Source organism: Noviluteimonas caseinilytica (genome assembly GCF_018406605.1).
Classification (GTDB): Bacteria; Pseudomonadota; Gammaproteobacteria; order Xanthomonadales; family Xanthomonadaceae; genus Noviluteimonas; species Noviluteimonas caseinilytica.
Genome location: NZ_AP024545.1, coordinates 3,068,843 through 3,091,550, shown reverse-complemented (window position 1 = coordinate 3,091,550; position 22,708 = coordinate 3,068,843). Strand labels below are relative to the sequence as shown.

Below are 22,708 nucleotides of genomic sequence, written 5' to 3'. Positions count from 1 at the left end.
GGATCAGTACTCGGCGTGGCCCGGCGTGCGCGGATACGGGATCGCGTCGCGGATGTTGTTCAGGCCGCACACGTAGACGACGAGGCGCTCGAACCCCAGGCCGAAGCCGGCGTGCGGCACGGTGCCGTAGCGGCGGAAATCGCGGTACCAGCCGTAGTGCGCCGGGTCCAGGCCGAACTGCGCCATGCGCGCATCCAGCACGTCCAGGCGTTCCTCGCGCTGCGAGCCGCCGATGATCTCGCCGATGCCCGGCGCCAGCACGTCCATCGCGGCGACGGTCTTGCCGTCGTCGTTCAGGCGCATGTAGAAGGCCTTGAAGTGTTCCGGGTAGTTCATCACCACCACCGGGCGGCCGACGTGCACTTCGGTCAGCCATCGCTCGTGCTCGGTCTGCAGGTCCAGGCCCCATTCGACCGGGAAGTCGAACTTCACCTTCGAGTCCTGCAGCAATTTGATGGCATCGGTGTAGTCGATGCGTTCGAACGGCGCGTTGACGAAGGTCTCCAGGCGCGTGATCGCATCCTTCTGCACGCGCTCGGCGATGAAGGCCATGTCGTCCGAGCGCTCGGTGAGCACCGCGCGGAACAGGTACTTGAGGAAGTCCTCGGCCAGGCGCGCGTCGGTGTCGAGGTCGGCGAAGGCGATCTCCGGCTCGATCATCCAGAACTCGGCCAGATGCCGCGTGGTGTTGCTGTTCTCCGCGCGGAACGTCGGGCCGAAGGTGTAGACCTTGCTCAGCGCCAGGCAGAACGCTTCGACGTTGAGCTGGCCGGACACCGTGAGGAAGGTTTCTTTCCCGAAGAAGTCGCGCGAGAAATCCACCGCGCCCGACGGATCGCGGGGCAGGTTGGCCATGTCGAGCGTGGACACGCGGAACATCTGGCCCGCGCCTTCGGCGTCGGACGTGGTGACGATCGGCGTGTTGACCCAGTAGAAGCCCTGCTCGTGGAAGAAGCGGTGCACCGCCTGGGCCAGGCAATGGCGGATGCGCGTGACCGCGCCGAACAGGTTGGTGCGCGGGCGCAGGTGGGCGACTTCGCGGAGGAATTCGAGCGAATGGGCCTTGGGCTGGATGGGGTAGGTTTCCGGATCCTCGACCCAGCCGACCACTTCCACGTGGTTGGCCTGCAGCTCGTACGACTGACCCTGGCCCTGCGAGGCGACCAGCACGCCGCGCGCGATGACCGCGCAACCGGCCGTCAGGCGGCGCACTTCGTCCTCGTAATTGGGCAGGGTGTCGGGCGCGACCACCTGGATGGGCGCGAAGCACGACCCGTCGCTGACGTTGATGAAGCTCAGCCCGGCCTTGGAGTCGCGCCGGGTGCGCACCCAGCCGCGGACCGTGACTTCGCCGCCGACGGGCATCTTGCCCGCGAGCGCGTGTTCGACGCTGACCACCGTCATGCCTTGATTCCTCTTCGCTCGACCGCCAACTGTGAACGGCGAAGTGTACCGGAGCGGGATTGCGCCCCGCCGCACGCTTACAATCCGACGCACGTTCCCGGAGTCCCGCATGTCCATCCGCCTCGCCCCTGCCGCCCTCGACCGCATCCGCGGGTTCCTCGCCGCCGATCCCGGCGCGCTGGGCCTGCGCTTCGGCGTGCAGAAGACCGGCTGTTCGGGCTGGGGCTACATCGCCGACCTGGCCCGCGAAGAGCGCCCCGGCGACACGGTGTTCGACGATTCGGGCGTGAAGGTGTTCGTGGATGCCGACAGCCTGGGCCTGGTGGACGGCACCCTGATCGACTTCCGGAAGCAGGGCCTGTCGGAGCAGTTCGTCTTCGAGAACCCCAACGTCACCGCCGAATGCGGCTGCGGCGAGAGCTTCACGACCAAGGCCGACGCGGCCTGAAGCCCCGCGGGCTTGCCGTAAGCCCCTGATTCCCCCATAATTTCGCGCCCTCGTTCCGGCCCACCGGCCTGTCGAGGTCCCTTGCTCCACCGGGCGGCGGTATCGCTGCACTCCCCGGGGGGCTGTCAGGTCCGTGCATGACGGGCCACATCCACAAGGAAATACCGATGCGTCATTACGAAATCGTGTTCCTGGTCCATCCGGACCAGAGCGAGCAGGTGCCGGCCATGGTCGAGCGCTACAAGTCGCTCATCGAGAACGGCAACGGCAAGATCCACCGCCTGGAAGACTGGGGCCGCCGCCAGCTGGCGTACCCGATCGAAAACCTGGTGAAGGCGCACTACGTGCTGCTGAACATCGAAGCCGACCAGGCCGTGCTCACCGAGCTCGTCGATACCTTCCGCTTCAACGACGCGGTGCTGCGCCACCTGGTCATGAAGCGCGACGACGCGGTCACCGAGCAGTCGCTGATCATGAAGAACAAGGACGAGAAGGGCGACAAGCCCGAGCGTGGCGAACGTCGCCGCCGCGATGAAGACGGCGCCATTGGCGTTGCCGACACCGACGACTCCGCCGAAGCCGCCTAAGGAATCCTGACCATGTCCAAGTTCTTCCGCCGCCGCAAGTTCTGCAAGTTCACCGCCGAGGGTGTCAAGGAGATCGATTACAAGGATCTCAACACGCTCCGCCAGTACCTGACCGAGACCGGCAAGATCGTGCCGAGCCGCATCACGGGTACCAAGTCGAAGTACCAGCGCCAGCTGCAGACCGCCGTCAAGCGTTCGCGCTTCCTCGCGCTGATTCCCTACACGGACAACCACAACGCGTAAGCGTTGGTTCGTTCGCCGTCCATTCGGACAGCAACCCAGTTGCGGCGCGCCGGTGCGCGCCGCTAACGAATACGGAGCACCACCATGGATCTGATCCTCCTGCAGAAAGTCACCAACCTCGGCAACCTCGGCGACAAGGTCAAAGTGAAGCCGGGTTACGGCCGCAACTTCCTCGTGCCGCAGGGCAAGGCCGTGCCGGCCACCGCCGCCAACGTCGCCGAGTTCGAAGCCAAGCGCGCCGAGTACGAAGCCAAGGCCAAGGCCTCGCTGGACGGCGCCGAAGGCCGCAAGGCGAAGCTGGAAGGCACCTCGGTCACCATCGCCGCCAATGCGTCGACGGAAGGCAAGCTGTACGGCTCGGTCGGCCCGCGCGACATCGCAGAAGCCCTGACCGCCGCCGGCACGCCGGTGGAGAAGTCGGAAGTCGTGATGGGCGAAGGCCCGCTGCGCAACATCGGCGAATACGACGTCCTCGTGCACCTGCACGCCGACATCGAGACGACCGTCAAGGTCATCGTCGTCGCCGAAGCCGCGTAAGCGATCGCGACAACGCGTTGAACGGACGGGCGCCTGCGAAGGCGCCCGTTTCCGTTTGCGCGACCAAAAAAACCGACCGTCCGTCCCTATTGCTCTCGCAATCGCAGCCCGTGAGATTTGCACCGGTTATCCACAGGGTTATCTGCAACACATTGGCCAGCGGACGACTAGGATTGCCGCCTGTCGCCGCCGAGGCGATCACGAAAACAACGTGACGCCATGACGTCGCGGCAGGGGAGCGAATCAACAGATGAGCGTGCGCCAGGGTTTGCGTTCCGATGCCGCGTTCTCCACGCGGAACGATGACCGCGTCGAGCGGTTGCGCATTCCCCCGCAGTCGGTGGAGGCCGAGCAGGCCGTCCTCGGCGGGCTCATGCTTTCCCCGGAAGCCTACGACCGCGTCGCCGACGCCCTGGTCGAAACCGACTTCTACCGCCGCGACCACCAGCTGATCTTCCGCGCGATCCGCGAGCTGGCCGAACGCAACAAGCCCTACGACGCGGTGACGCTGGGCGAATGGTTCGAGTCGATGGGCCTGTCGGAGCAGGTGGCCGGCGGCGCGTACCTGATCGAACTCGCCAGCACCACGCCGTCGGCGGCCAACATCAAGGCCTACGCCGACATCGTGCGCGACAAGGCCGTGCTGCGGCAGCTGATCGACGTCGGCACCGGCATCGTCAACGATGGCTTCCTGCCCGACGGCCGCGACAGCACCGAGATCCTCGCCAAGGCCGAGCAGGACGTGTTCGCGATCGCCGAAGCCGGCGCGCGCGGCCGCACCGACTTCACCCCGGTGACCAAGGCGCTGTCGGAAGCCTTCGACGTGCTGCAGAAGCGCTACGAGAGCGGCGGCAGCGTCACCGGCCTGCCGACGGGCTACACCGAATTCGACGAAATGACGGCGGGCCTGCAGCCCACCGACCTGCTGATCCTCGCCGCGCGCCCCGCGATGGGCAAGACCACGCTCGCGCTGAACATGGCCGAGTACGCGGCGATGAAGACCAAGAAGGCCGTCGCGGTCTTCTCGATGGAAATGTCGGCCTCGCAGCTTGCACTGCGCCTGATTTCCTCCACCGGCCGCGTCAACGCCACGCGCCTGCGCACCGGCCAGCTCGAGGACGAGGACTGGAGCCGCGTGACCAGTGCGATCCGCCTGCTGCGCGACGCGAAGATCTTCATCGACGACACGCCGGCGCTGTCGCCCGACATGCTGCGCGCCAAGTCGCGTCGCCTCAAGCGCGAGCACGACCTGGGCCTGATCGTCATCGACTACCTGCAGCTGATGGCGGTGCCGGGCAACAGCGAGAACCGCGCGACCGAGATCTCCGAGATCTCGCGCTCGCTCAAGGGCCTGGCGAAGGAACTCAACGTGCCGGTGATCGCGCTCTCGCAGCTCAACCGCTCGCTGGAAACGCGCACCGACAAGCGCCCCGTGATGGCCGACCTGCGCGAATCCGGCGCCATCGAGCAGGACGCGGACGTGATCGTCTTCATCTACCGCGACGAGTACTACAACAAGGAAAACTCGCCGGACAAGGGCCTGGCCGAAGTGATCATCGGCAAGCAGCGTAACGGCCCGACCGGTTCGATCAAGCTGAAGTTCTTCGGCGAATACACGCGGTTCGACAACCTGGCCCACGATTCGGTGGGCAGCTTCGAGTAGTTCCCCCAACCTGCGAAGGAGGCGGCCGGCGATGGCGCACGTGTACCTGGTGGAGTTCCTGTTCGACGCGATGTCGGTGCAGGATCCGGTCCGAAAACACGTCCTCGCGGAGGATCGCTACGAGGCGCTGCAGCTGGCCCGCCAGTTGCTGGCGCTCCAGGATCCGACCGTCGATGCGAACAGCATCGACATGTTCAAGGTCTTTCGACAGGACATCCCGCAGGCCATCTGAGCGGGCGCTTTCGCGCGCGGGCCGCTTCACGGACAATCCCCGCATGGCCCGCCCGACCTCCGCGACGATCCACACCGATGCCCTGCGGCACAACCTGTCGCGCGTACGCGCGCTGGCGCCGCGCAGCCGCGTCATGGCGGTGGTCAAGGCCGATGGCTACGGGCACGGGCTCGAACGCGTCGCGCGTGCGTTGCAGGGCGCCGATGCGTTCGGCGTCGCGGCGCTGAGCGATGCCGAACGCCTGCGCGCGGCGGGCCTGTCGCAACCGATCGTGCTGCTGTCGGGCTTCAACGAAGCCGACGACATCCCGCAACTGCGCCGCCTCAATGTCGAAACCGTCGTGCACCACGCCACGCAGCTGGCAATGCTGGAACAGGCGGTCGACGGCGACCCGATCCGCTGCTGGCTGAAAGTGGACAGCGGCATGCATCGCCTCGGCTTCGCGCCGGAGGCCGTGCGCGAGGCGCATGCGCGCCTGCGCGCGATGCCGGCGGTCGCCGACGACATCGTGCTGATGAATCATTTCGCGAGCTCCGACGAATTCGAAGGCAAGGCCGGCGGCGGCGCGCAGACGCGCGCGCAGATGCAGGTGTTCGCCGATGCGACGGCGGGCCTGGCGGGCGCGCGTTCGCTCGCCAATTCCGCCGCGGTGCTCGGCTGGGCCGATGCGCACGCCGACTGGGTGCGGCCGGGCGGGGCGCTGTACGGCATCTCGGTCGTCGACGGCACCACCGGCGCGGACTTCGGCCTGCGCCCCGCGATGACGCTGGGCACGCGCCTGATCGCGGTCAACCGCGTGCGCAAGGGCGAACGCATCGGCTATTCGGCGACGTGGACGTGCCCGGAAGACATGCCGGTCGGCGTCGCGGCCATCGGGTACGGCGACGGCTATCCGCGCCACGTGCCCACCGGCACGCCGGTGCTGCTCAACGGCAAGCCGACCGCGATCGTCGGCCGCGTCTCGATGGACCTGATGACCCTCGACCTGCGCGGCCAGCCCGACGCGCAACCCGGCGATCCCGTGCAGCTGTGGGGCGAAGGCCTCCCCGTGGAAACCATCGCGGCCGCGGCCGGGACCATCGGCTACGAGCTCGTCTGCTCGATCACGCGCCGCGTGCGGTTCGTCGAAGCCTGAGGCCGGTAAACCGCCGCCGCCCCCGGCGTATCCCCCGAAGGTCTCCATCCTGCGGGCGGCACCATGGGCACCTATCGATTCCCCTTCGACCTGCGGCACCTGCTCGCACTGGTCGCGTTCGCGTGGCTGGCCTCGTTCGCGCATGAATTCACGCACCACGCGAGCGGTGCGCTGATCTGCAACGGCGTGGGGCGCATGAGCCTGAGCCTGTTCGCGAACGATGCGGAGTGCGGCACGCGCTGGCCGTGGACCATCGCGGCGGGCCCGGCATTGAGCTACCTGCTGATGTGGATCGGCCTGGCGTGGATCGTCGTGGCGGCGCGCCGCGGCGGCGATCCGTGGTGGGGCTTCGCGCTGGTGATCGCGAACAAACCCTTCCTGCGCCTGCTCACCGCGGGCATGGGCGGCGGCGATGAAGGCGTGTTGTGGGACCTGGCATTTCCCGTCGCGGGGCGCTGGCTGGCCACGGCCACCGTGCTCGCCTTGTCGCTGCCGCCGCTGTGGACCTGCTGGCGCGCGTTGAAGCCGCAGCATCGCGGGCGCGTGTTCGCCGCCGCGTTCGTGTTGCCGATGTTGCCGCTGCTGCCGGTGCCCTTCATCGACCGCGCGGTGTACGGCGCATGGATCGATGGGAAGCAATGCCTCGCGGCGGCGTTCGGCGTGCCGTGGTCGGTCTGGTGCATCGAAGGGCTGGTGCTGGTGGCGTTGCTGGCCCTGCGCCTGCTCGTCGCGCCGCGGCCCGCGTCCCCGGTGGCCGCCGCCTTGCGTTGACCCCTTTGCGCCGCGCGTGATCCACTTGCGGCCTCAGGGAGAGGCATCGATGGCGAAGAAGGCACGCAGGCGCGCCACGCGCGAACCGATGTCGCGGGTCGATACCGCCTGGCTGCGCATGGAGCGCGGCACCAACCCGATGATGATCACCGGCGTGCTGATGTTCGAATCGGCGATGTCGCTCAAGGCGCTGAAGCAGGTCGTCAAGCAACGGTTCCTGGATTACGCGCGCTTCCGCCAGAAGCCCGTCGACACGCCCGCGGGCGCGTACTGGCAGGACGACGAACACTTCGACCTCGATTGGCACGTGCAACTCGCCGCGCTGCCCGGCAAGGGCGACAAGCGCGCGCTCGAACGCTACGTGAGCCAGCTTGCCTCCAGCCCGCTGGATCCGGGCAAGCCGTTGTGGCAATTCCACCTCGTCGAAAAATACGAAGGCGGGTCGGCGCTCATCGCGCGCATCCACCACAGCTACGCCGACGGCATCGCGCTCGTGCAGGTGCTGCTGTCGCTCACCGATACCTCGCCCACGCCGGTGAAGGGCAGCGACCTCGACAAGGCGTGGCTGAAGGAACAGGCCGCGCCCGTCGCGCAACGCGTCGGCGCCGCGCAACGCGCGATGAAACTCGGCGGCAAGGTGCTCGAGCAGGGCATGGCGATGTACCGCGATCCCACGCTCGCCGGCATGCTGGCGAAGGAAGGCGGCGAGATCGCGCGCGAGCTGCTGCAGGCGCTCGCGTTGCCCGATGATCCGCCGTCGCTGCTGCGCGGCGACCTCGGCGTCAGCAAGCGCGTGGCGTGGGCCGAGCCGCTGGACCTCGAAGAAGTGAAAGCCGTCGGCCGCGCATGCGGCTGCACGGTCAACGACGTGCTGATGGCCGCGGCCGCCGGCGCGCTGCGCGGGTACATGCTCGAACGCGGCGCGGACCTCGACGGCGTGACGCTGCGCGCGACCGTGCCCGTCAACCTGCGACCGCTCGAACACGCGAAGAAACTCGGCAACCATTTCGGCCTGGTGTTCCTCGACCTGCCGGTGGGCGAATCCAATCCGATCCGGCGCCTGGAGTTCGTCGGCGAATGCATGCACCAGTTGAAGCATTCGCGGCAGGCGATCGTCGCCTTCGGTTTGCTGGCCGCGCTGGGCATCGCGCCGCCGGCGGTGCAATCGATCGCGCTGGAGTTGCTGAGCCGCAAGGCCACGGCGGTCGCGACAAACGTGCCGGGCCCGCAGCAACCGCTGTACATGGCGGGCTGCATGGTGCGCGAAATGATGTTCTGGGTGCCGCAGACCGGCTCGATCGGCGTGGGCATCTCGATCCTCAGCTACAACGGCCGCGTGCATTTCGGCCTGATCGGCGACGCGAAGCTGGTGCCGGATCCGGACGCGGTGATCCGCCGCTTCGGGCCGGAGTTCGAAAAGCTGCTGTACCTCGCGCTGATGGGCGACTGGGACCACGACCTGGACAGCGTCGCCGCGGACGCGTTGATGCCGTAAGAGCGCGTTTCCTGCATGACTCGATCTTGAACGCTGAATACGCCAATCACCCAACGGCGACACACAACTGCTTAGCTTGGCCCCCGCATTCAGATGTGTCTTGCGGATCCCCCAACAAGGAGTTGTATCCATGAAGTATTCGATGATCGCCGGCGTCGTTGCAGCGGGCCTCGCGCTCACCGTCTCCGGTTGCGCCACCTACACCGGCCAGACCAACGCCCCCGACGACCCGAACCGCACCCAGCGTGGCGCGTTGATCGGTGCCGCCATCGGCGCCGCGGCCGGCCTGCTCAGCGGCGGCGACGCCGTCGAACGCCGCCAGCGCGCGCTCGTGGGCGTGGGCGTCGGTGCGCTCGCCGGTGGTTCGATCGGCGCCTACCAGGATCGCCAGGAAGCCGAGCTGCGCCGCAAGATGCAGGGCACGGGCGTGGAAGTCGTGCGCCAGGGCGACAACATCACGCTGAACATGCCGAGCGGCATCACCTTCGGTTTCGACAGCGCGAGCGTGCAGCCGCAGTTCCAGCCGGTGCTCGACAACGTCGCGCAGACGCTGGTGCAGTACAACCAGACCGTCGTGGAGATCGCCGGCCACACCGACAGCGTCGGCACCGATGCCTACAACCAGGGCCTGTCGCAGCGTCGCGCCAATTCCGTCGCCGCGTACCTGGGCGGCCACGGCGTGATGCAGCAGCGCATGATCACCGTCGGCGCCGGCGAGTCGCGTCCGATCGCCAGCAACGACACCGAGTCGGGCCGTGCGCAGAACCGCCGCGTGGAAATCACGCTGGTCCCGGTCGAAGCGCAGCAGGTCCAGGGCGGCTGATCGATCGCAGTCCAACGCGAGCACGAACGGGGTCGCTTCGGCGGCCCCGTTTTTTTTGGCGCGCTAATTGAAGAACCGCGCCCCGAAGTCCTTGGCCGACATCGGCTTCCCGAACAGGAATCCCTGCACCGCGTCGCAGCGCAGCAGGCGCAGCAGCTTCGCCTGTTCTTCCTCTTCCACGCCTTCGGCGACCACCTGCAGCGACAGCGAGTGGGCGAGGGTGATGATGTTGGTGACCAGGCCCATCGTCTCGGGCGAATGCGCGAGCAGCGCGATGAAGGACTGGTCGATCTTGATCTCGTCGGCCGGCAGGCGCGCCAGGTAGTTGAGCGAGGAATAGCCGGTGCCGAAGTCGTCGATGGCCACGCGGCAGCCGAGTTCGCGCAGGCTGTCGAGCAGGTGCGTGCTGTGGTCGACGTCGTCCATCAGCAAACTCTCGGTCACCTCGATGTCGATCGGTTGGTCGCCGGCATGCGGGCCGAGGATCGCGGTATAGGCCTCGACGAAATCCGCGCTGCGCAACTCGCGTGCGGACAGATTCACCGCGATGCGGATGCTCGGATGGTGGAGCGCGCGCCAGCGCAGCGCGGTTTCCAGCGCGTGGTGCGCCACCCAGCGGCCGACCGGCACGATGAGGCCGGTTTCCTCCAGCACGGGGATGAACTCCGACGGCGGCACGAGCGTGTCGCCGTGCTGCCAGCGCAGCAACGCTTCGGCGCCGAGCAGGCGTTGCGTGCCGGCGTGGAATTTCGGCTGGTAATGCAGGACGAACTCGCCGGCTTCGATCGCGTGGCGCAGGTCGCGTTCCAGCGTGAGGCGCCGCGTCGCGCGCCCGCGCATCGCATCGGTGAAGGCGAGCACGCGCTGGCGCCGCTTCTTGCCGTCGGCCAGCGCGGCGAGGGCGTTGCGTTCGAGGTGTTCGCCGTCGTCGCCATGCGCTGGCGCGAGCGCCAGGCCCGACCACAGGCCGACGAACACGGTTTCATCGTCGACCACGAACGGTTGCTGCCCGAACGCTTGCAGGAACAGGTCGAGCTGCGCGGCCACGACATCCGGATCCTGCGTGTCCACGGGCCAGGCCACGACGAAATCATCCGACTCCGGGTGCGCGACAACCGCGTTCGGCGCCACGCCCGCCAGCGCTTCGCCCACCTGTCGCAGCAATTGATCGCCGTACTGGCGCCCGCGCGAATCGTTGACGCGGCCGAAGCCTTCGACGTCGAGCACCGCGACCGCCACGTGGGCGTGCGCGCGCAGCATCGCGGGCAGCAGGCGCGCGCGGAACTCGGCGCGATTCGGCAGGCCGGTGACGGGGTTGTGGTAGGCGAGGAATTCCAGGCGCTCGCTCTGCTCGAGGAAATCGCAGGCATGCGCGATGTCGCCGGCCAGGCGTTGCAGCAATTCGATTTCTTCCGCGTCATTGCGATGCACGGTCTCGGAGATCAGCACCAGGAAGCCCCACGGGTCCGTGCCGAGCGGCAAGGCGATCTCCGAGCGCGCACCGGTCGGCCCCATCATCGCGCGCAGTGCGGGGTTCACCTCGTCCGCCTGGAAATCGGGCACCACCACCATGCGGCGCTCGCGCATCGCAACGGCCCCCGGGAAGGCGTGGTAACGGCTGCTGGCATCGATCGCGACGAGATCCCCGCGCACGATCGGCGCGAGTACCGCCGGGTCGCCGCACTTGGCGACGAAGGACACCACGTCCTTCGCCACCAGCTTGCCGACCACCGCGGCCTGGAACCCGCCCTGGCCGACGGTGATCGCGCACGCGCAGTCGAGCACTTCCTGCCGGTGCGACGCGCGCAGCACCTGCGTGCCGAATGCGCTGAGCACGGTATGGATGCGCACGAGCTGGCGGATCCGGGCGTCCTGCGCGCGGCGCTCGGTGTCGTCGTGGTGCGCGCCGCGGAAACCGGTGACGTGGCCCTGTGCATCGTGGATGGAACGCGCGTTGCTGATGATCGTGCGCACGCCGCCGTCCTTGTGGCAGAACTTCAGCGTGCGACGGCGCCAGCGATTGGCGCCGGTACGGTAATGCGGGATCAGGGCTTCCACCGCGGCGCGGGTGTCGCGGGCCAGCAGGTCCAGCATGCTGCGTCCGATGAGGTCCTGCGGCGCGTAGCCGAGCATGTCGCGCACGGCGTCGTTGGTGTAGACGATGCGCCCGTTGGCGTCGATCTCCCAGATCCAGTCGAGGCTCGATTCCACGATGCTGCGGAAGCGCTCTTCGCTTTCCTGCAACGCGACCGCCATGCCTTCGCGGTCGCTGCGTTGCCGCGCGGCGCGCAGGGCGCGTTCCATCGCCGAGGGCAGGCGGCGCAGGTTGTCCTTCAGTACGTAGTCGTCGGCGCCGCGTTGCAGCGCTTCGATCGCCAGTTCTTCGCCGATGGTGCCGGACACGAACAGGAACGGGATGTCGGGCGCCAGTTCCTGCGCGATGCGCAACGCGTCCTGGCCGCCGAAGCCGGGCATCGCGAAGTCGCTGAGGATGATGTCCGGCAGGCGCGCGTGCAGCGCCGCGCGCAACGACGCTTCGCTGCTCACGCGCTGGTGTTCGACCGGCGCGCCCAGCTCGCGCATGGCGCGCAGGATCAGCTCGGCGTCGGCCGGCGAGTCCTCCACCATCAGCACGTACAGGGGCGTGGTCCGGTAATCCATCAGTCCGGCACCTCGTTGGCGAGCATCCAGTACATGCCCACCTGCGCCACGACCGTGGCGAACGCATCGAAGTCCACCGGCTTGACCACGTAGCTGTTCACGCCGAGCGTGTAGCTGGCCAGCAGGTCGAACTCCTCGCGCGAGGACGTCATCATCACCACCGGGATGCGCTGCGTGCGCGTGTCCTTCTTGAGTTTCTCCAGCACCTGCAGGCCGTCCATGCGCGGCATCTTGATGTCCAGCAGCACCAGCTTCGGATCGCCGGTGTCGCGGCCGGCGTGCTCGCCTTCGCGGAACAGGTACTCCAGCGCTTCCACGCCGTCGCGCACCCACACCACGTGGTTGGCGATGCCGCGCCGCTTGAGCGTGCGCATCGTCATCTCCGCATCGGCGGTGGAGTCTTCGACCAGCAGGATCTCGACCTGGCGCAGGGTCATGCGGGTTCCTCTTCGGCGGGCAGTTCGATGGTGAATGCCGCGCCGTGGCCCGGGCTCGCGTCGGCGGAGACGTGGCCGCCGTGGCGCGCGAGGATGCGCTCCACGATCGCCAGGCCCACGCCGGTGCCTTCGAATTCGTCCTGCGGATGCAGGCGCTGGAACACGCCGAACAACTTGTCGGCATAGCGCATGTCGAAGCCCACGCCGTTGTCGCGCACGGTGTAGCGCACGCGGTCGCCGATGCGTTCGCCGGCCACGGCCACGCGCGCATCATGGCCGCGCGGGCCGCTGTACTTCAGCGCGTTCGACAGCAGGTTCACCCACACCTGGCGCAGCAGCACCGGATCGGCGTAGGCGTCGGGCAGGGGGCCGATGTCGACCTCGGCCGGCGAATGCAGGCCGCCGGCTTCGACGAGCGCATGGCGCGCGAGGTCGCGCATGTCGACGTGCGTGCATTCCAGCGGCTTGCGGCCCAGGCGCGAGAACGCGAGCAGGTCGTCGATCAGCGAGCCCATGTGGCGTGCGCCGTCGCTGATCGCATCGAGGTAGCGCCGCATTTCCGGATCCAGCACTGCCTCGGCATCCTCGCGCAGCATCCGCGCGTAGCCATCGATGTGGCGGAGCGGGGCGCGCAGGTCGTGCGAGACCGTGTAGCTGAAGGCTTCCAGTTCGCGGTTTGTGCGCGCCAGCGTGTCGGCGTTCTGCGTGAGCTGCTGGTTGAGTTCGAGGATGGCCTGTTCCGCCGCGCGGCGTTGCGTGATGTCGCGGGCCATGCCGACGAAGCCGACCCGCGTGCCGTCGGCATCGCGCAGTTCGTTGACGGTGAGCAGCACCGGGAAGCGCTGGCCGTCGCGCGCGATGTAGGTCCACGCGGCTTCCTCGCCGTGGTTGTGCACCAGGGCGACGGTGGTGTCGAACGAGAGCGGGCCGTCCGCGGGCACGTCCATCCCGAGGGCGCCCGCGCGTACGCGCAGTTCGTCCGGATCGTGGATCGCCGGCACCGGCTGGCCGATGACGGCGTCGGGCGCGTAGCCCAGCGCATCGGCCGCCGCGCGGTTGAACAACAGCGTGCGGCCGGTTTCGTCGGCGGCGATGATCATGTAGCCCGCGACGTCGAGGATCGCGTTCTGCAGCACGAGGGCGCGTTCGTGCTGCGCGCGGATGCGCATGTTGCGTTGCAACTGCCGCCACAGCAGCCATGAGGTGATGACCAGCAGCGAGAGCGCGGCCAGCGTGCCGAGCAGGAGCGTGCGTTCGAAGCGGCGCGCGCTGGTCGCGGCGTGCCGCGTGCGTTCGAGCAGCCGGGTTTCGGCATCCGCGCGCAGCGCGCCGAGTTCGCCGAGCATCCAGTCGTACGACCCGACACCGAGCCCGCTGAAACGCGCCCGCGCCGCGGCGAGCCCTTCGTTCTCGACGTGCGCGGCCGCCTGCAGCATGAAGGCGTGGCGTTGCATCAGGGCCAGCCGCGCGTCGCGTGCGCGGCGATGCTGGACCGGATCGCCTTCCACGGCGCGCAGCAGCGTGGCGGCCACGTGCATGCCATCGGCGAAGGCGCGCTCGCGGCGGTCGACGAAGCGTTGCTGTCCGGTGATGAGATAGCCGCGGTGGTGCGCTTCCATCGCGCCGCTGGCGGCTTCGAGCGAGAGCGCGCCCTGCAGGAGCGTCGCGGTGCGATCGGCGAAGGCTTGCGTGCCTTGCGCGCGCAGGTTCTGTTGCCAGGCCAGGAGCGCGAGGCCCGCGACCAGCGCGACCCCGAGCACGAGGCCCGCGAGCAGCACGCCGCGCTGGCGTTGTCGGTCTTTCGCGTTCTGCGCGACCTGTCGATCCATGAGCCCCCTGATACCCCTGTTCAGCGCATCCCACCTGTACGCCACGGGATGTTGTTGCCGAGTCAACGCGGCATGTCAGGGAGAACGACGCTCACCAGCGACCAACATTCAACACAAAGGAAACGGGCCGCTTGCGCGGCCCGTCGCTTGTCACGCTTGCGCAGTACTCAGTAGACCTGCACGCGATCCTCGGGCTTGAGGTACAGCGCTTCGCCGGCCTTCGCACCGAACGCGTCGTACCACGCATCGATGTTGCGCACCGTCTGCGCGCGATAGCGGCCCGGCGCATGGCCGTCGCCGATGATCTGCGCACGCAGCGCCGCATCGCGCGTCTTGCCGCGCCATGCCTGCGCGAACGCCAGGAAGAAGCGCTGGTCGCCCGTGAGGCCATCGATCACCGGCGCCGGCTTGCCACCGAGCGACTTCACGTACGCCATGTGCGCCGCGTTGAGGCCGGCCACGTCCGCGATGTTCTCGCCCAGCACCTGCGCGCCCTTCAGGTGCAGGCCCGGCAGCGGTTCGTACGCGTCGTACTGCTTCACGAGGCGATCGGCGGCGGCCTTGAAGTGCGCCATGTCTTCCTTCGTCCACCAGTTGCGCAACGCACCGTCGGCGTCGAACTCGGCGCCGGTGTTGTCGAAGCTGTGGCTGATTTCGTGGCCGATCACCGCACCGATCGAGCCGTAGTTGGCGGCGGCGTCGGCGTTGGGATCGAAGAACGGCGCTTCGAGGATCGCGGCGGGGAAGTTCAGCGCGTTCTGCAGCGGCAGGTTCACCGCGTTGACCGTCTGCGGCGTCATCCACCACTCGCCGCGGTCGATCGGTGCGCCGAGCTTGGCGAGCTGGTGCTGGTATTCGAACTTCTCGGCGCGCATGCGGTTGCCCAGCGCGTCGTCGGGGCGGATCTCCAGCGAACCGTAATCGCGCCACGTGTCCGGATAGCCCACCGACACGCGCATGGCCTTCACCTTCGCGCGCGCCTTGTCCTTCGTCGCCGGCGTCATCCAGTCGAGCTTCGCGAGGCGTTCGTCGAACGAGGCCACGATGTTCGACACCATTTCCTCGACCTTCGCCTTCGACGAGGCCGGGAAGAAGCGATCGACGTACAGCTTGCCCACCGCGTCGCCGAGGTCGTTGTTGGTCGCGCCGATCGCGCGCTTCCAGCGGTCCTGCTGCTTCGGCGTGCCGCTGAGCGTGGTGCCGTAGAAGTCGAACGCCGCATCGGCGTAGGCCTTCGGCAACAGGCCGGCGCCGTGGTTGATCTCATGGAAGCGCAGCCACGCCTTCCATGTGTCGAGCGGTTCGGACGCGACGAGCGCGGACAGCTTCTTGATCGCCGCCGCCTGCCACGCCACGGCCGAGGACTGGCCGGAGAGGCTCGCGCCTTCGAAGAACGCCGGCCAGTCGATGCCCGGGGCCTGCTTGGTCCAGTCGGCCACCGGCCACGCATCGGGGATGGCGTGGATGTCGTTGCTTTCGATCACGCTGGCGTGCGCCTTGGCGATCTTCATCTCCAGGTCGTACACGGCCTTCGCCTTGGCGGCGGCGTCCGGCGTGCCCGAGAGTTCGAGCAGCTTGGTCACGTAGGCCTGGTACTTGGTGCGCGCATCGGCCATTTCCTTGCCGGCGCCGATGTAATAGTCGCGGTTCGGCATGCCCAGGCCGCCCTGCAGCAGGGTGGCGACGTTGTGCGCGGGATCCTTCAGGCCTTGCGAGACGAACACGCCGAACAGGTGTTCGGTGTCGAAGTTGGTGGAGTTGAGCGGATCGACGTCCGCGCGCACCTGTTCGCCGAGCGCCTTCGACAGCGCCGTCTTGTCGGCGATGGCGTCGATGGCCTTCAGGTCCGCATCGATGGCGGCGAGGCCGCGCTTCTCGATGGCGCCTTCGTCCATGTAGGCGGCGTAGTAGTCGGCGATCTTGCGCGCCGGCGTGCCGGCGGCGGGATTGTCCTTGCCGGCGTTCTGGATGATTTCGGCGTTACGCTTTTCGGCCTTCTCGAACACGACGAGGAACGTGCCGGTGCTCGCGCGATCGGCCGGGATCTCGGCGGTCTTGCGCCATGCGCCGTTGGCGTATTCGTCGAAGTCGTCGCCGGGCTTGACGCCCTTGTCGATGCCGGCCAGGTCGATGCCGATGGTGGGCGCGGCGGTGGACGCGGTCGCCGGGGGCGTCTTCGCTTCGGGCGTGGTGGTGGCGGCGGGCTGCGGCTTGCAGGCCGCAAGGGTGCACGCCGAAACCAGCGCGGTGGTGAGGATCCAGCCAGTGCGTTGCTGCATGGGTCGGGACTCGTCCGGGTCGGAAGGAGCGCCACCATACCCCGCGGGCCGCGGGGGAACGCATGGACCAATCGTCATGCCGCGCCATTCAGCCAACGCGATCGCCGCCCGGCCCGGGGGAACGTCACCCCCTGTATGCAAAGCCAAATTTAGGCTGTGCAACCCGTAAGGTTCTTTCCCCCGAGATCCGTGGACGAGCAGCAGGAGACACCGCCCCCCGCGGCGGACGAGGCGCTGGCACAGGCCCGGCGCGAACTGAACGCATGTCGGCAGCAGAGCCGGTTCGGCGACGCGGCACTGCGCGCGATTTCGGACGCGGTGGTGATCGTGGACCTGGAGGGGCAGGTGTCGCTGCTCAATCCCGTCGCCGCGCACCTCACCGGATGGACCGAACAGGAATCGATCGGCCGGCCGCTCGGCGACGTGGTGCGCTTCGTCGATGAAGCGGGCAACGGCATCGATCCGCTGTCGCCGGATTCGACCTGGCATTTCACGTCGCTGCGTCGCCGCGATGGCCACGTGGTGCTGGTGGACGGCACGGTGGCGAGCATCGTCGACGACATGCGTCATTCGCTCGGTTCGGTGATCACCTTCCGCAACGTCACCGCGGCCAAGCGCCTCACCGACGAGCTGAAGCACCAGGCGCACCACGATCCGCTGACGGGCCTGCCGAACCGGCGCGCGTTCGAATCGCGCCTGCGCCGCGCGGTGCAGACGGCGAAGGAACTCCAGTCGCGCCACGCGTTGCTGTACTTCGACCTCGACAACTTCAAGCCGGTGAACGACACGGCCGGCCACGCCGCGGGCGATGAACTGCTGCGGCAGCTGGCGAAGCTGCTGCGCACGCAGTTGCGCGAAGGCGATGCGCTGGCACGCCTGGGCGGCGACGAGTTCGCGGTGCTGCTGGAAGACGTGACGGCGGAGCAGGCGACGTTCGTGGCGGAGAAGGTGCGTCGCGCGATCGCGGCCTACCAGTTCGACTGGCAGGGCGACATCTTCCGCATCGGCGCCAGCATCGGACAGCTCGAATTCGCGGACGGCAAGCTCACGGCGTACGAGTTGCTCTATCGCGCGGACGAGATGTGCTACCTCGCCAAGTCGCGCGGGCGCGATCGCGTGGTGGCGTTCTCGCGCGAACGCGACCGCAGCGGCGACGTGCCGAAGTCGGTGAAGGCGCTGCGCAGCAACCGGTCGCGCTTGCGCCGGCCCGGCGGTTCGCCCGCGCGTCCCTGACGTGTCGCGCCTGCAAGCACTCCATTAGAATGCGCGGCTTAATGCGCACCGCTGCCCTCCAACGCTGGTTCCTGCGGCTGTCGCTGACGGCGACGCTGGCGCTTGCGCTGGTGCCGACGCTGGGGCGCATCGCGCAGGCCACCGAGGCCACGCCGTCGCAGGCCTGGACCGCGATGTGCACGGTGGCGGGGCTGGTGCAGGTCGCCGTCGACCCGGCCCACGATCCCGCACGCCATCCGGGACATCCGGCCGACCACGCGGGGCAGGGCGATTGCGCGTACTGCCCGCTGCTGCAATCGCTGCAGGTGCCGCAGGCCGTGCTCGCCGTGGTGCCGGCCTCGCTCGGGCCCGTCGGTCCGCCGGTCCAATCCCGGTCCGTCGCGCTCCCGTTCCGCCATCCGGCTGGCCTCGGTTCCCGCGGTCCGCCCGTTCTCTCCTGAGTCGCAACGCCCTTCACACGCGCCCCGCATTCAGGGTGCGATGGTTTTTCGCGTTCGGGAGCCAATCCATGCCATCCGCTGTTGCCGCGCCCCGCGGCGCGTCGCGTTCGCGCGCCGTGTCGCTCGCGCCGCTGTCCCTGCTCATCCTCCACGCGCTGCTGATGCCGCGCGCCTATGCCGTCACGCCCGCGCCCGTCGCGGACGACGGCCCGCAACACCGCCAGCCCGTCGACCTGGATCCGGTCCGCGTCGAGGGCGTGCGCCCCGTCAACACCACCGAAGACATCGAGACCGCGCGCAAGCGCCTCGACGAGAAGGCCGGCGGCACGGCGCTCGTCGATGGCGAGAGTTACCGCGATCGTCGCGCCAGCACCTTGTCCGACGCGCTGGGCTATGCGCCCGGCGTGTTCGTGCAATCGCGCTTCGGCGCGGAGGAAGCGCGCATCTCGATCCGCGGCTCGGGGCTGCAGCGCACCTTCCACGGACGCGGCCTGGTGCTGCTGCAGGACGGCACGCCGCTCAACCTCGCCGATGGCGCGGTGGATTTCCAGGCGATCGAACCGTTGTCCGCGCGTTACATCAGCATCCATCGCGGGGCGAACGCGCTCGAATACGGCGCGGCGACGCTGGGCGGCGCGGTGGACTTCGTGTCGCCGACCGGCTTCGATGCGCCCGCGCTGACGCTGCGTGGCGAAGCCGGTGCGTTCGATTACCGGCGCGGGCAGGTCGCGGTCGCCGGCACGCACGATCGCGCCGATGGCTACGCCAGCCTCACCGGCATGTCGCAGGAAGGGTTCCGCGAACACGCGGTGCAGGAGACCTATCGCTTCTTCGGCAACGCCGGCCTGCGCTTCAGCGACACGCTCGACGGGCGCCTGTATGCGACGAAGGTGGACTCGCGATCGCAATTGCCGGGCAATCTCACGTTCGCCGAATGGCGCAACGATCCGACGCAGGCCGCACCCGCCAACGTCGCGATGGACCAGCGTCGCGACTTCGTCCTCCAACGCTTCGCGGGCAAGCTCGCGTGGACGCCGGATGCGCACCGGCAGCTCGTGTTGTCGGTGTTCGTGTCCGACAAAGACCTGCACCATCCGATCTTCCAGGTGCTGGAACAGGACTCGCGCGACGTCGGCGCCGACCTGCGCTGGCGCGGCGAATCGACCTGGAACGGCCACGCGAACGTGCTGGTCGCGGGCCTGCGCGTCGCCAACGGCACGCTGCACGACGATCGCTTCGTCAACGTCGGCGGCCAGCATGGCGCGCGCACCAACACGTTCGACCAGCATGCGCGCGACAGCGTGGCGTACATCGAGGACCAGTTCGCGTTCGATGCGCGCTGGACGCTCGCGCTGGGCGCGCAGGGGCTGCATTCGGTGCGGCGTTCGCGGGACCTGTTCATCACCGGCGGGCGCGACGAGAGTTTCGACGTGACGTATTCGGGCGTGAGCCCGAAGGTTGGCCTGCGCTATCGCATCGACGACGGCGCGCAGGTGTTCGCCAACATCAGCCGCAGCCTGGAGCCGCCGAGCTTCGGCGAACTCACCGGCGGGCCGGGCGTGACCCAGGTGGACAAGCAACGCGGCGTCACCGCCGAACTCGGCACGCGCGTGCAGCGCGCGACGTGGTGGCTGGATGCGGCCGTGTACCGCGCGCGCCTGGACGGCGAACTGCTCGCGCTCAACGATGCGCTGGGCAATCCGCGCGGCACCGTCAACGCCGACCGCACGGTGCACCAGGGCGTCGAACTGGGCGGGTCGCGCGACTGGTCCGATCACTGGCGCCTGAGCGTGAATTACCTGTTCAACGATTTCCGTTTCGACGGCGACCCGGTGTTCGGCGACAACGCGCTCGCGGGCGTGCCGCGCCAGCAGGTGCGCTCGGAAGTGCGCTTCTCGCCGGTCGCGACGTTCTACGTGGCCGCGAACGTGGATGCGTTCGATCGCACCTGGATCGACCACGCCAACACGCTGCAGGCGCCGGGCGCGGCGGTGTGGGGCCTGCGCGTCGGTGGCGAAGCGGGCGCGCGCTGGCACTGGTTCGCCGAAGTGCGCAACGTCTTCGACCGGCGCTGGGTGGCGGGCACCAACGTGGTCGCCAATGCGTTCGGCGTCGACGGGCGCCACGTGTTGCCCGGCGATGGCCGCGGTGTGTACGCGGGATTCGAGATGCGGCGCTGACGGGATCGGGCGTTTTCGCATGTTGGCGTAGGGGCGCGGTGCCTAGAGTGGCCGCGCTTCCCTTCCGCCATCGAGGAAACCCCCATGCTTCCAGCCCGCATCGAAACCGCGGTCATCGACGACGCCTCGCTTCCGTGGATCCCGTTCGCGCCCTACAGCGATACGGTGATGGTCAAGTACTTCAAGCTCGACCCGGTCCGCGGTGAAGTCATCGCCATGCTCAAGGCGCCGGCCAGCACCGTGATGCCGCGCCATTACCACTCCGGCACCGTCATCGTGTACACCATCGCCGGCGAGTGGAAGTACCAGGAACACGACTGGACCGCCACGCCCGGCAGCATCGTGTACGAAACCGCAGCCTCCTCGCACACGCCGCAGGCGTCCGATGCCGCGGGCGAAGTGATCGCGCTCAACATCGTGTCCGGCGACCTGGTGTACCTGGACGAGCAGGACAACGTGGTCGCGATCGAGAACTGGAAGACCGCGCTGGAGCGTTACACCGCGTACTGCACGCAGCACGGCATCGTGCCGCGCGACCTCACCGCCTTCCACTGATGCACGCGCGGGCAGGCTGCCCGCAGGAACAGTCGCGCGCGACGCGGGCCTGCGCCTAACGTGCGCAGCCCGCGGAGGAGTCATCCAGCCACGTGTCATCCGAGGAACATTGCAGCGACGTGCCGCGCGAGTTCGCCGAACTCGCGCGTGCCCTGGGGCACCATCGCGAAAGCCTGCGGCGCGTCATCGCCGCGTTCTACCGCAGCACGATGACGGACCTGGTGGCGATGGAACACGCCGCGGCGCACGGCCACTGGGGCGAAGTGCGCCGCCTGTCGTATCGCATCGCGCTGGGCTGCATGCAGGTGGAGGCCCATGCGGCCACGCAGGGATTGCTGCCCTTGCGTGAAGTGCATGGCGACGTGGCCGCGCGCGCCATCTTCTTCGGCGTGTACGGCCAGCACCGATGGCGCCTGCTGGAGACGCTGGAGCGCGCCGCGGATTTCGTGCTGGGGGAAGGCGAGGGCGACGCGGGGTTCAGTGGAACTCCGCCCGGACCGCCGGCGAACGCAACCGCTTGATGAGCCAGCCGAACACGACGGCGACCGCCAGCGCCAGCACGGCGGTGAAGGCAGAGATCACCCGGAACATCGACCGCATGTCGGGCCCGCCTTCCGCCGACATGTCCTGGAAGGGCATGTGCGAATACATCAGCACCTGCAGGCCCAGCCCCAGCACCTGCCAGGCGATGCCCAGCGCGAGGAAGACGATGAAGGCCACGCGCGCGATGTTGTTCCGGCGCAGCAGTCCGATCGACGCCGCCAGCGTGCCCACCGCCATCAGCAGCACGAACAGGAAGATGTAGCGCGTCCCGCCTAGCAGGAGTCCCGCGTATGGCGGTGCACCCGGCGCGGTATCCGCCTGCGACATCGCGCCCTGGATCTCCGGCGTGGCGAACATCACCTGCATCATCACGTTCTGCCCGATCGCGATGAGCGTGCCGAAGCCCGACAGCACGATGAACACCCACGCCACCGCGGTGACGAACTGCGAACGGACGACGGCCTGCTGCATGGCGATTCCCTCCCCGGAATGCGTGGCCGCACTGTACTCCCGGCCACGCGCGCGGGTTAACCCATCGTCGGTGCGCACGTTGCGGCCGGCGGACGCGCCCGCGGACGTTCGATGCATCGCCCGGGCTGCATGCCCGCGCGTTCCCCCGACACGCCGAGGTGCGCCATGACCCGCCAGTCCCGCTTCGCGCCGCTCGCCGCGGCGCTCGCCTTGTTCGTGCTGCAGGCGCCCGCCGCCGAAAAGATGAAACCCGCCGCGGCGCCGGCGTCCGATGCCAAGCGCATCGAAAGCGCCATGACCGCCGCGCCCGCGAAGGTCGCCCACGACGCGACGATCGTCGCGATCGACGACAAGGGCGCCATGCGCACGTTGCGCGAAGGCCACAACGGATTCACGTGCATGCCCGACAACCCGACCACGCCCGGCCCCGATCCGATGTGCCTGGACAGCGCCGCGATGGACTGGGCGAAAGCCTGGATGGGCAAGCAGGCGCCGCCGACGGGCAAGATCGGCTTGATGTACATGCTCTCGGGCGGGACCGACGCCAGCAACACCGATCCGTACGCGACCGCGCCCACGCAGGCGAACCACTGGGTCGAAACGGGACCGCACGTGATGATCGTCGGCGCCGACCAGTCGTTCTATGCGATGTATCCGCACGAGGCGTCGCCCGACACCGCGATGCCGTACGTCATGTGGGCCGGCACGCCGTACCAGCACCTGATGGTGCCGGTGAAATAAC

Annotated in this window: 22 protein-coding genes; 16 read left to right on the top strand and 6 right to left on the bottom strand. The window is 68.4% G+C overall.

Translation table 11 applies throughout. The features are described from left to right. Window positions 1–3: 3 nt before the first annotated feature. A complete protein-coding gene (asnS, locus tag LYSCAS_RS15100; RefSeq protein WP_213434870.1) occupies window positions 4–1,404 on the bottom strand; it encodes an asparagine--tRNA ligase in 1,401 nt (466 codons plus the stop codon). Between the two features lie 109 nt (window positions 1,405–1,513). Between asnS and LYSCAS_RS15095 the strand changes: the two genes are divergently transcribed. The 10 genes from LYSCAS_RS15095 to LYSCAS_RS15050 all read left to right on the top strand — a co-directional run bounded on the left by LYSCAS_RS15095 (window position 1,514) and on the right by LYSCAS_RS15050 (window position 9,338). Then, window positions 1,514–1,852, top strand: coding sequence for a HesB/IscA family protein (locus LYSCAS_RS15095; protein ID WP_213434869.1), 339 nt, complete (start codon window positions 1,514–1,516; stop codon window positions 1,850–1,852). Window positions 1,853–2,019: 167 nt separating this feature from the next. After that, window positions 2,020–2,439, top strand: a complete 420-nt coding sequence (gene rpsF / locus LYSCAS_RS15090; RefSeq protein ID WP_213434868.1) for a 30S ribosomal protein S6 — start codon at window positions 2,020–2,022, stop codon at window positions 2,437–2,439. Between the two features lie 12 nt (window positions 2,440–2,451). Then, window positions 2,452–2,682, top strand: a complete 231-nt coding sequence (gene rpsR / locus LYSCAS_RS15085) for a 30S ribosomal protein S18 (RefSeq protein WP_213434867.1) — start codon at window positions 2,452–2,454, stop codon at window positions 2,680–2,682. An 84-nt stretch (window positions 2,683–2,766) separates the two neighbouring features. Next, complete coding sequence (gene rplI / locus LYSCAS_RS15080) at window positions 2,767–3,219, top strand: 50S ribosomal protein L9 (RefSeq protein WP_213434866.1); 453 nt, start codon at window positions 2,767–2,769, stop codon at window positions 3,217–3,219. A gap of 250 nt (window positions 3,220–3,469) precedes the next feature. Further along, complete coding sequence (locus LYSCAS_RS15075; RefSeq protein WP_213434865.1) at window positions 3,470–4,882, top strand: replicative DNA helicase; 1,413 nt, start codon at window positions 3,470–3,472, stop codon at window positions 4,880–4,882. Between the two features lie 31 nt (window positions 4,883–4,913). Further along, a complete protein-coding gene (locus LYSCAS_RS15070) occupies window positions 4,914–5,114 on the top strand; it encodes a hypothetical protein (protein ID WP_213434864.1) in 201 nt (66 codons plus the stop codon). Between the two features lie 43 nt (window positions 5,115–5,157). Further along, the gene (gene alr / locus LYSCAS_RS15065) at window positions 5,158–6,249 is read left to right on the top strand and encodes an alanine racemase (RefSeq protein WP_213434863.1); all 1,092 of its coding nucleotides are present in this window, start codon (window positions 5,158–5,160) and stop codon (window positions 6,247–6,249) included. Between the two features lie 63 nt (window positions 6,250–6,312). Next, complete coding sequence (locus LYSCAS_RS15060) at window positions 6,313–7,020, top strand: hypothetical protein (protein WP_213434862.1); 708 nt, start codon at window positions 6,313–6,315, stop codon at window positions 7,018–7,020. Window positions 7,021–7,069: 49 nt separating this feature from the next. Continuing rightward, window positions 7,070–8,515, top strand: a complete 1,446-nt coding sequence (locus LYSCAS_RS15055; RefSeq protein WP_213434861.1) for a WS/DGAT/MGAT family O-acyltransferase — start codon at window positions 7,070–7,072, stop codon at window positions 8,513–8,515. 130 nt (window positions 8,516–8,645) lie between these two features. Then, entirely contained in the window at window positions 8,646–9,338 is a 693-nt protein-coding gene (locus LYSCAS_RS15050; protein ID WP_213434860.1) for an OmpA family protein, read from the top strand. Between the two features lie 63 nt (window positions 9,339–9,401). On the opposite strand, the gene LYSCAS_RS15045 is transcribed toward LYSCAS_RS15050, so the two are convergent. The 4 genes from LYSCAS_RS15045 to LYSCAS_RS15030 all read right to left on the bottom strand — a co-directional run bounded on the left by LYSCAS_RS15045 (window position 9,402) and on the right by LYSCAS_RS15030 (window position 16,544). Further along, window positions 9,402–11,999, bottom strand: coding sequence for an EAL domain-containing protein (locus LYSCAS_RS15045; protein ID WP_213434859.1), 2,598 nt, complete (start codon window positions 11,997–11,999; stop codon window positions 9,402–9,404). Beyond that, complete coding sequence (locus LYSCAS_RS15040) at window positions 11,999–12,436, bottom strand: response regulator (protein WP_213434858.1); 438 nt, start codon at window positions 12,434–12,436, stop codon at window positions 11,999–12,001. Before LYSCAS_RS15040 ends, LYSCAS_RS15045 begins: the two co-directional genes overlap by 1 nt. Next, entirely contained in the window at window positions 12,433–14,265 is a 1,833-nt protein-coding gene (locus tag LYSCAS_RS15035; protein ID WP_213434857.1) for a sensor histidine kinase, read from the bottom strand. Before LYSCAS_RS15035 ends, LYSCAS_RS15040 begins: the two co-directional genes overlap by 4 nt. 167 nt (window positions 14,266–14,432) lie before the next feature. Next, window positions 14,433–16,544 (bottom strand): M13 family metallopeptidase, encoded by a 2,112-nt coding sequence (locus LYSCAS_RS15030; RefSeq protein ID WP_213434856.1) that lies wholly within the window; start codon window positions 16,542–16,544, stop codon window positions 14,433–14,435. A gap of 189 nt (window positions 16,545–16,733) precedes the next feature. Here LYSCAS_RS15030 and LYSCAS_RS15025 point away from each other — a divergent pair, with 189 nt between their 5' ends. The 5 genes from LYSCAS_RS15025 (at window position 16,734) to LYSCAS_RS15005 (ending at window position 21,473) form a co-directional block, all read left to right on the top strand. Continuing rightward, complete coding sequence (locus LYSCAS_RS15025; RefSeq protein WP_213434855.1) at window positions 16,734–17,777, top strand: diguanylate cyclase domain-containing protein; 1,044 nt, start codon at window positions 16,734–16,736, stop codon at window positions 17,775–17,777. A 41-nt stretch (window positions 17,778–17,818) separates the two neighbouring features. Continuing rightward, window positions 17,819–18,217, top strand: a complete 399-nt coding sequence (locus tag LYSCAS_RS15020; RefSeq protein WP_213434854.1) for a DUF2946 family protein — start codon at window positions 17,819–17,821, stop codon at window positions 18,215–18,217. Between the two features lie 68 nt (window positions 18,218–18,285). Continuing rightward, on the top strand, window positions 18,286–20,397 hold the full coding sequence (locus LYSCAS_RS15015) for a TonB-dependent receptor family protein (RefSeq protein ID WP_213434853.1): 2,112 nt from the start codon (window positions 18,286–18,288) through the stop codon (window positions 20,395–20,397). Window positions 20,398–20,481: 84 nt separating this feature from the next. After that, window positions 20,482–20,952 (top strand): 2,4'-dihydroxyacetophenone dioxygenase family protein, encoded by a 471-nt coding sequence (locus LYSCAS_RS15010; protein ID WP_213434852.1) that lies wholly within the window; start codon window positions 20,482–20,484, stop codon window positions 20,950–20,952. A gap of 92 nt (window positions 20,953–21,044) precedes the next feature. Continuing rightward, window positions 21,045–21,473 carry a hypothetical protein gene (locus tag LYSCAS_RS15005; protein ID WP_213434851.1) on the top strand — a complete coding sequence of 143 codons (429 nt, stop codon included), beginning with the start codon at window positions 21,045–21,047 and terminating at the stop codon, window positions 21,471–21,473. Here the strand turns inward: LYSCAS_RS15005 and LYSCAS_RS15000 are convergent. Further along, window positions 21,430–21,966, bottom strand: coding sequence for a hypothetical protein (locus LYSCAS_RS15000; protein WP_213434850.1), 537 nt, complete (start codon window positions 21,964–21,966; stop codon window positions 21,430–21,432). The two genes, LYSCAS_RS15005 and LYSCAS_RS15000, sit on opposite strands and share 44 nt — an antisense overlap. Before the next feature lie 165 nt (window positions 21,967–22,131). Here LYSCAS_RS15000 and LYSCAS_RS14995 point away from each other — a divergent pair, with 165 nt between their 5' ends. Next, the gene (locus LYSCAS_RS14995) at window positions 22,132–22,707 is read left to right on the top strand and encodes a hypothetical protein (protein WP_213434849.1); all 576 of its coding nucleotides are present in this window, start codon (window positions 22,132–22,134) and stop codon (window positions 22,705–22,707) included. Window position 22,708 lies beyond the last annotated feature (1 nt).

What these genes read in the sequence shown, in the direction of transcription:
- alr (WP_213434863.1), top strand. Translation starts at nt 5,158, where the DNA reads ATGGCCCGCCCGACCTCCGCGACGATCCACACCGATGCCCTGCGGCAC.
- rpsF (WP_213434868.1), top strand. Translation starts at nt 2,020, where the DNA reads ATGCGTCATTACGAAATCGTGTTCCTGGTCCATCCGGACCAGAGCGAG.
- LYSCAS_RS15045 (WP_213434859.1), bottom strand. Translation starts at nt 11,999, where the DNA reads ATGGATTACCGGACCACGCCCCTGTACGTGCTGATGGTGGAGGACTCG.
- rpsR (WP_213434867.1), top strand. Translation starts at nt 2,452, where the DNA reads ATGTCCAAGTTCTTCCGCCGCCGCAAGTTCTGCAAGTTCACCGCCGAG.
- rplI (WP_213434866.1), top strand. Translation starts at nt 2,767, where the DNA reads ATGGATCTGATCCTCCTGCAGAAAGTCACCAACCTCGGCAACCTCGGC.
- LYSCAS_RS15095 (WP_213434869.1), top strand. Translation starts at nt 1,514, where the DNA reads ATGTCCATCCGCCTCGCCCCTGCCGCCCTCGACCGCATCCGCGGGTTC.
- LYSCAS_RS15070 (WP_213434864.1), top strand. Translation starts at nt 4,914, where the DNA reads ATGGCGCACGTGTACCTGGTGGAGTTCCTGTTCGACGCGATGTCGGTG.
- LYSCAS_RS15040 (WP_213434858.1), bottom strand. Translation starts at nt 12,436, where the DNA reads ATGACCCTGCGCCAGGTCGAGATCCTGCTGGTCGAAGACTCCACCGCC.
- LYSCAS_RS15000 (WP_213434850.1), bottom strand. Translation starts at nt 21,966, where the DNA reads ATGCAGCAGGCCGTCGTCCGTTCGCAGTTCGTCACCGCGGTGGCGTGG.
- LYSCAS_RS15075 (WP_213434865.1), top strand. Translation starts at nt 3,470, where the DNA reads ATGAGCGTGCGCCAGGGTTTGCGTTCCGATGCCGCGTTCTCCACGCGG.
- LYSCAS_RS15020 (WP_213434854.1), top strand. Translation starts at nt 17,819, where the DNA reads ATGCGCACCGCTGCCCTCCAACGCTGGTTCCTGCGGCTGTCGCTGACG.
- LYSCAS_RS15030 (WP_213434856.1), bottom strand. Translation starts at nt 16,544, where the DNA reads ATGCAGCAACGCACTGGCTGGATCCTCACCACCGCGCTGGTTTCGGCG.
- LYSCAS_RS15015 (WP_213434853.1), top strand. Translation starts at nt 18,286, where the DNA reads ATGCCATCCGCTGTTGCCGCGCCCCGCGGCGCGTCGCGTTCGCGCGCC.
- LYSCAS_RS15055 (WP_213434861.1), top strand. Translation starts at nt 7,070, where the DNA reads ATGGCGAAGAAGGCACGCAGGCGCGCCACGCGCGAACCGATGTCGCGG.
- LYSCAS_RS15050 (WP_213434860.1), top strand. Translation starts at nt 8,646, where the DNA reads ATGAAGTATTCGATGATCGCCGGCGTCGTTGCAGCGGGCCTCGCGCTC.
- asnS (WP_213434870.1), bottom strand. Translation starts at nt 1,404, where the DNA reads ATGACGGTGGTCAGCGTCGAACACGCGCTCGCGGGCAAGATGCCCGTC.
- LYSCAS_RS15035 (WP_213434857.1), bottom strand. Translation starts at nt 14,265, where the DNA reads ATGGATCGACAGGTCGCGCAGAACGCGAAAGACCGACAACGCCAGCGC.
- LYSCAS_RS14995 (WP_213434849.1), top strand. Translation starts at nt 22,132, where the DNA reads ATGACCCGCCAGTCCCGCTTCGCGCCGCTCGCCGCGGCGCTCGCCTTG.
- LYSCAS_RS15010 (WP_213434852.1), top strand. Translation starts at nt 20,482, where the DNA reads ATGCTTCCAGCCCGCATCGAAACCGCGGTCATCGACGACGCCTCGCTT.
- LYSCAS_RS15060 (WP_213434862.1), top strand. Translation starts at nt 6,313, where the DNA reads ATGGGCACCTATCGATTCCCCTTCGACCTGCGGCACCTGCTCGCACTG.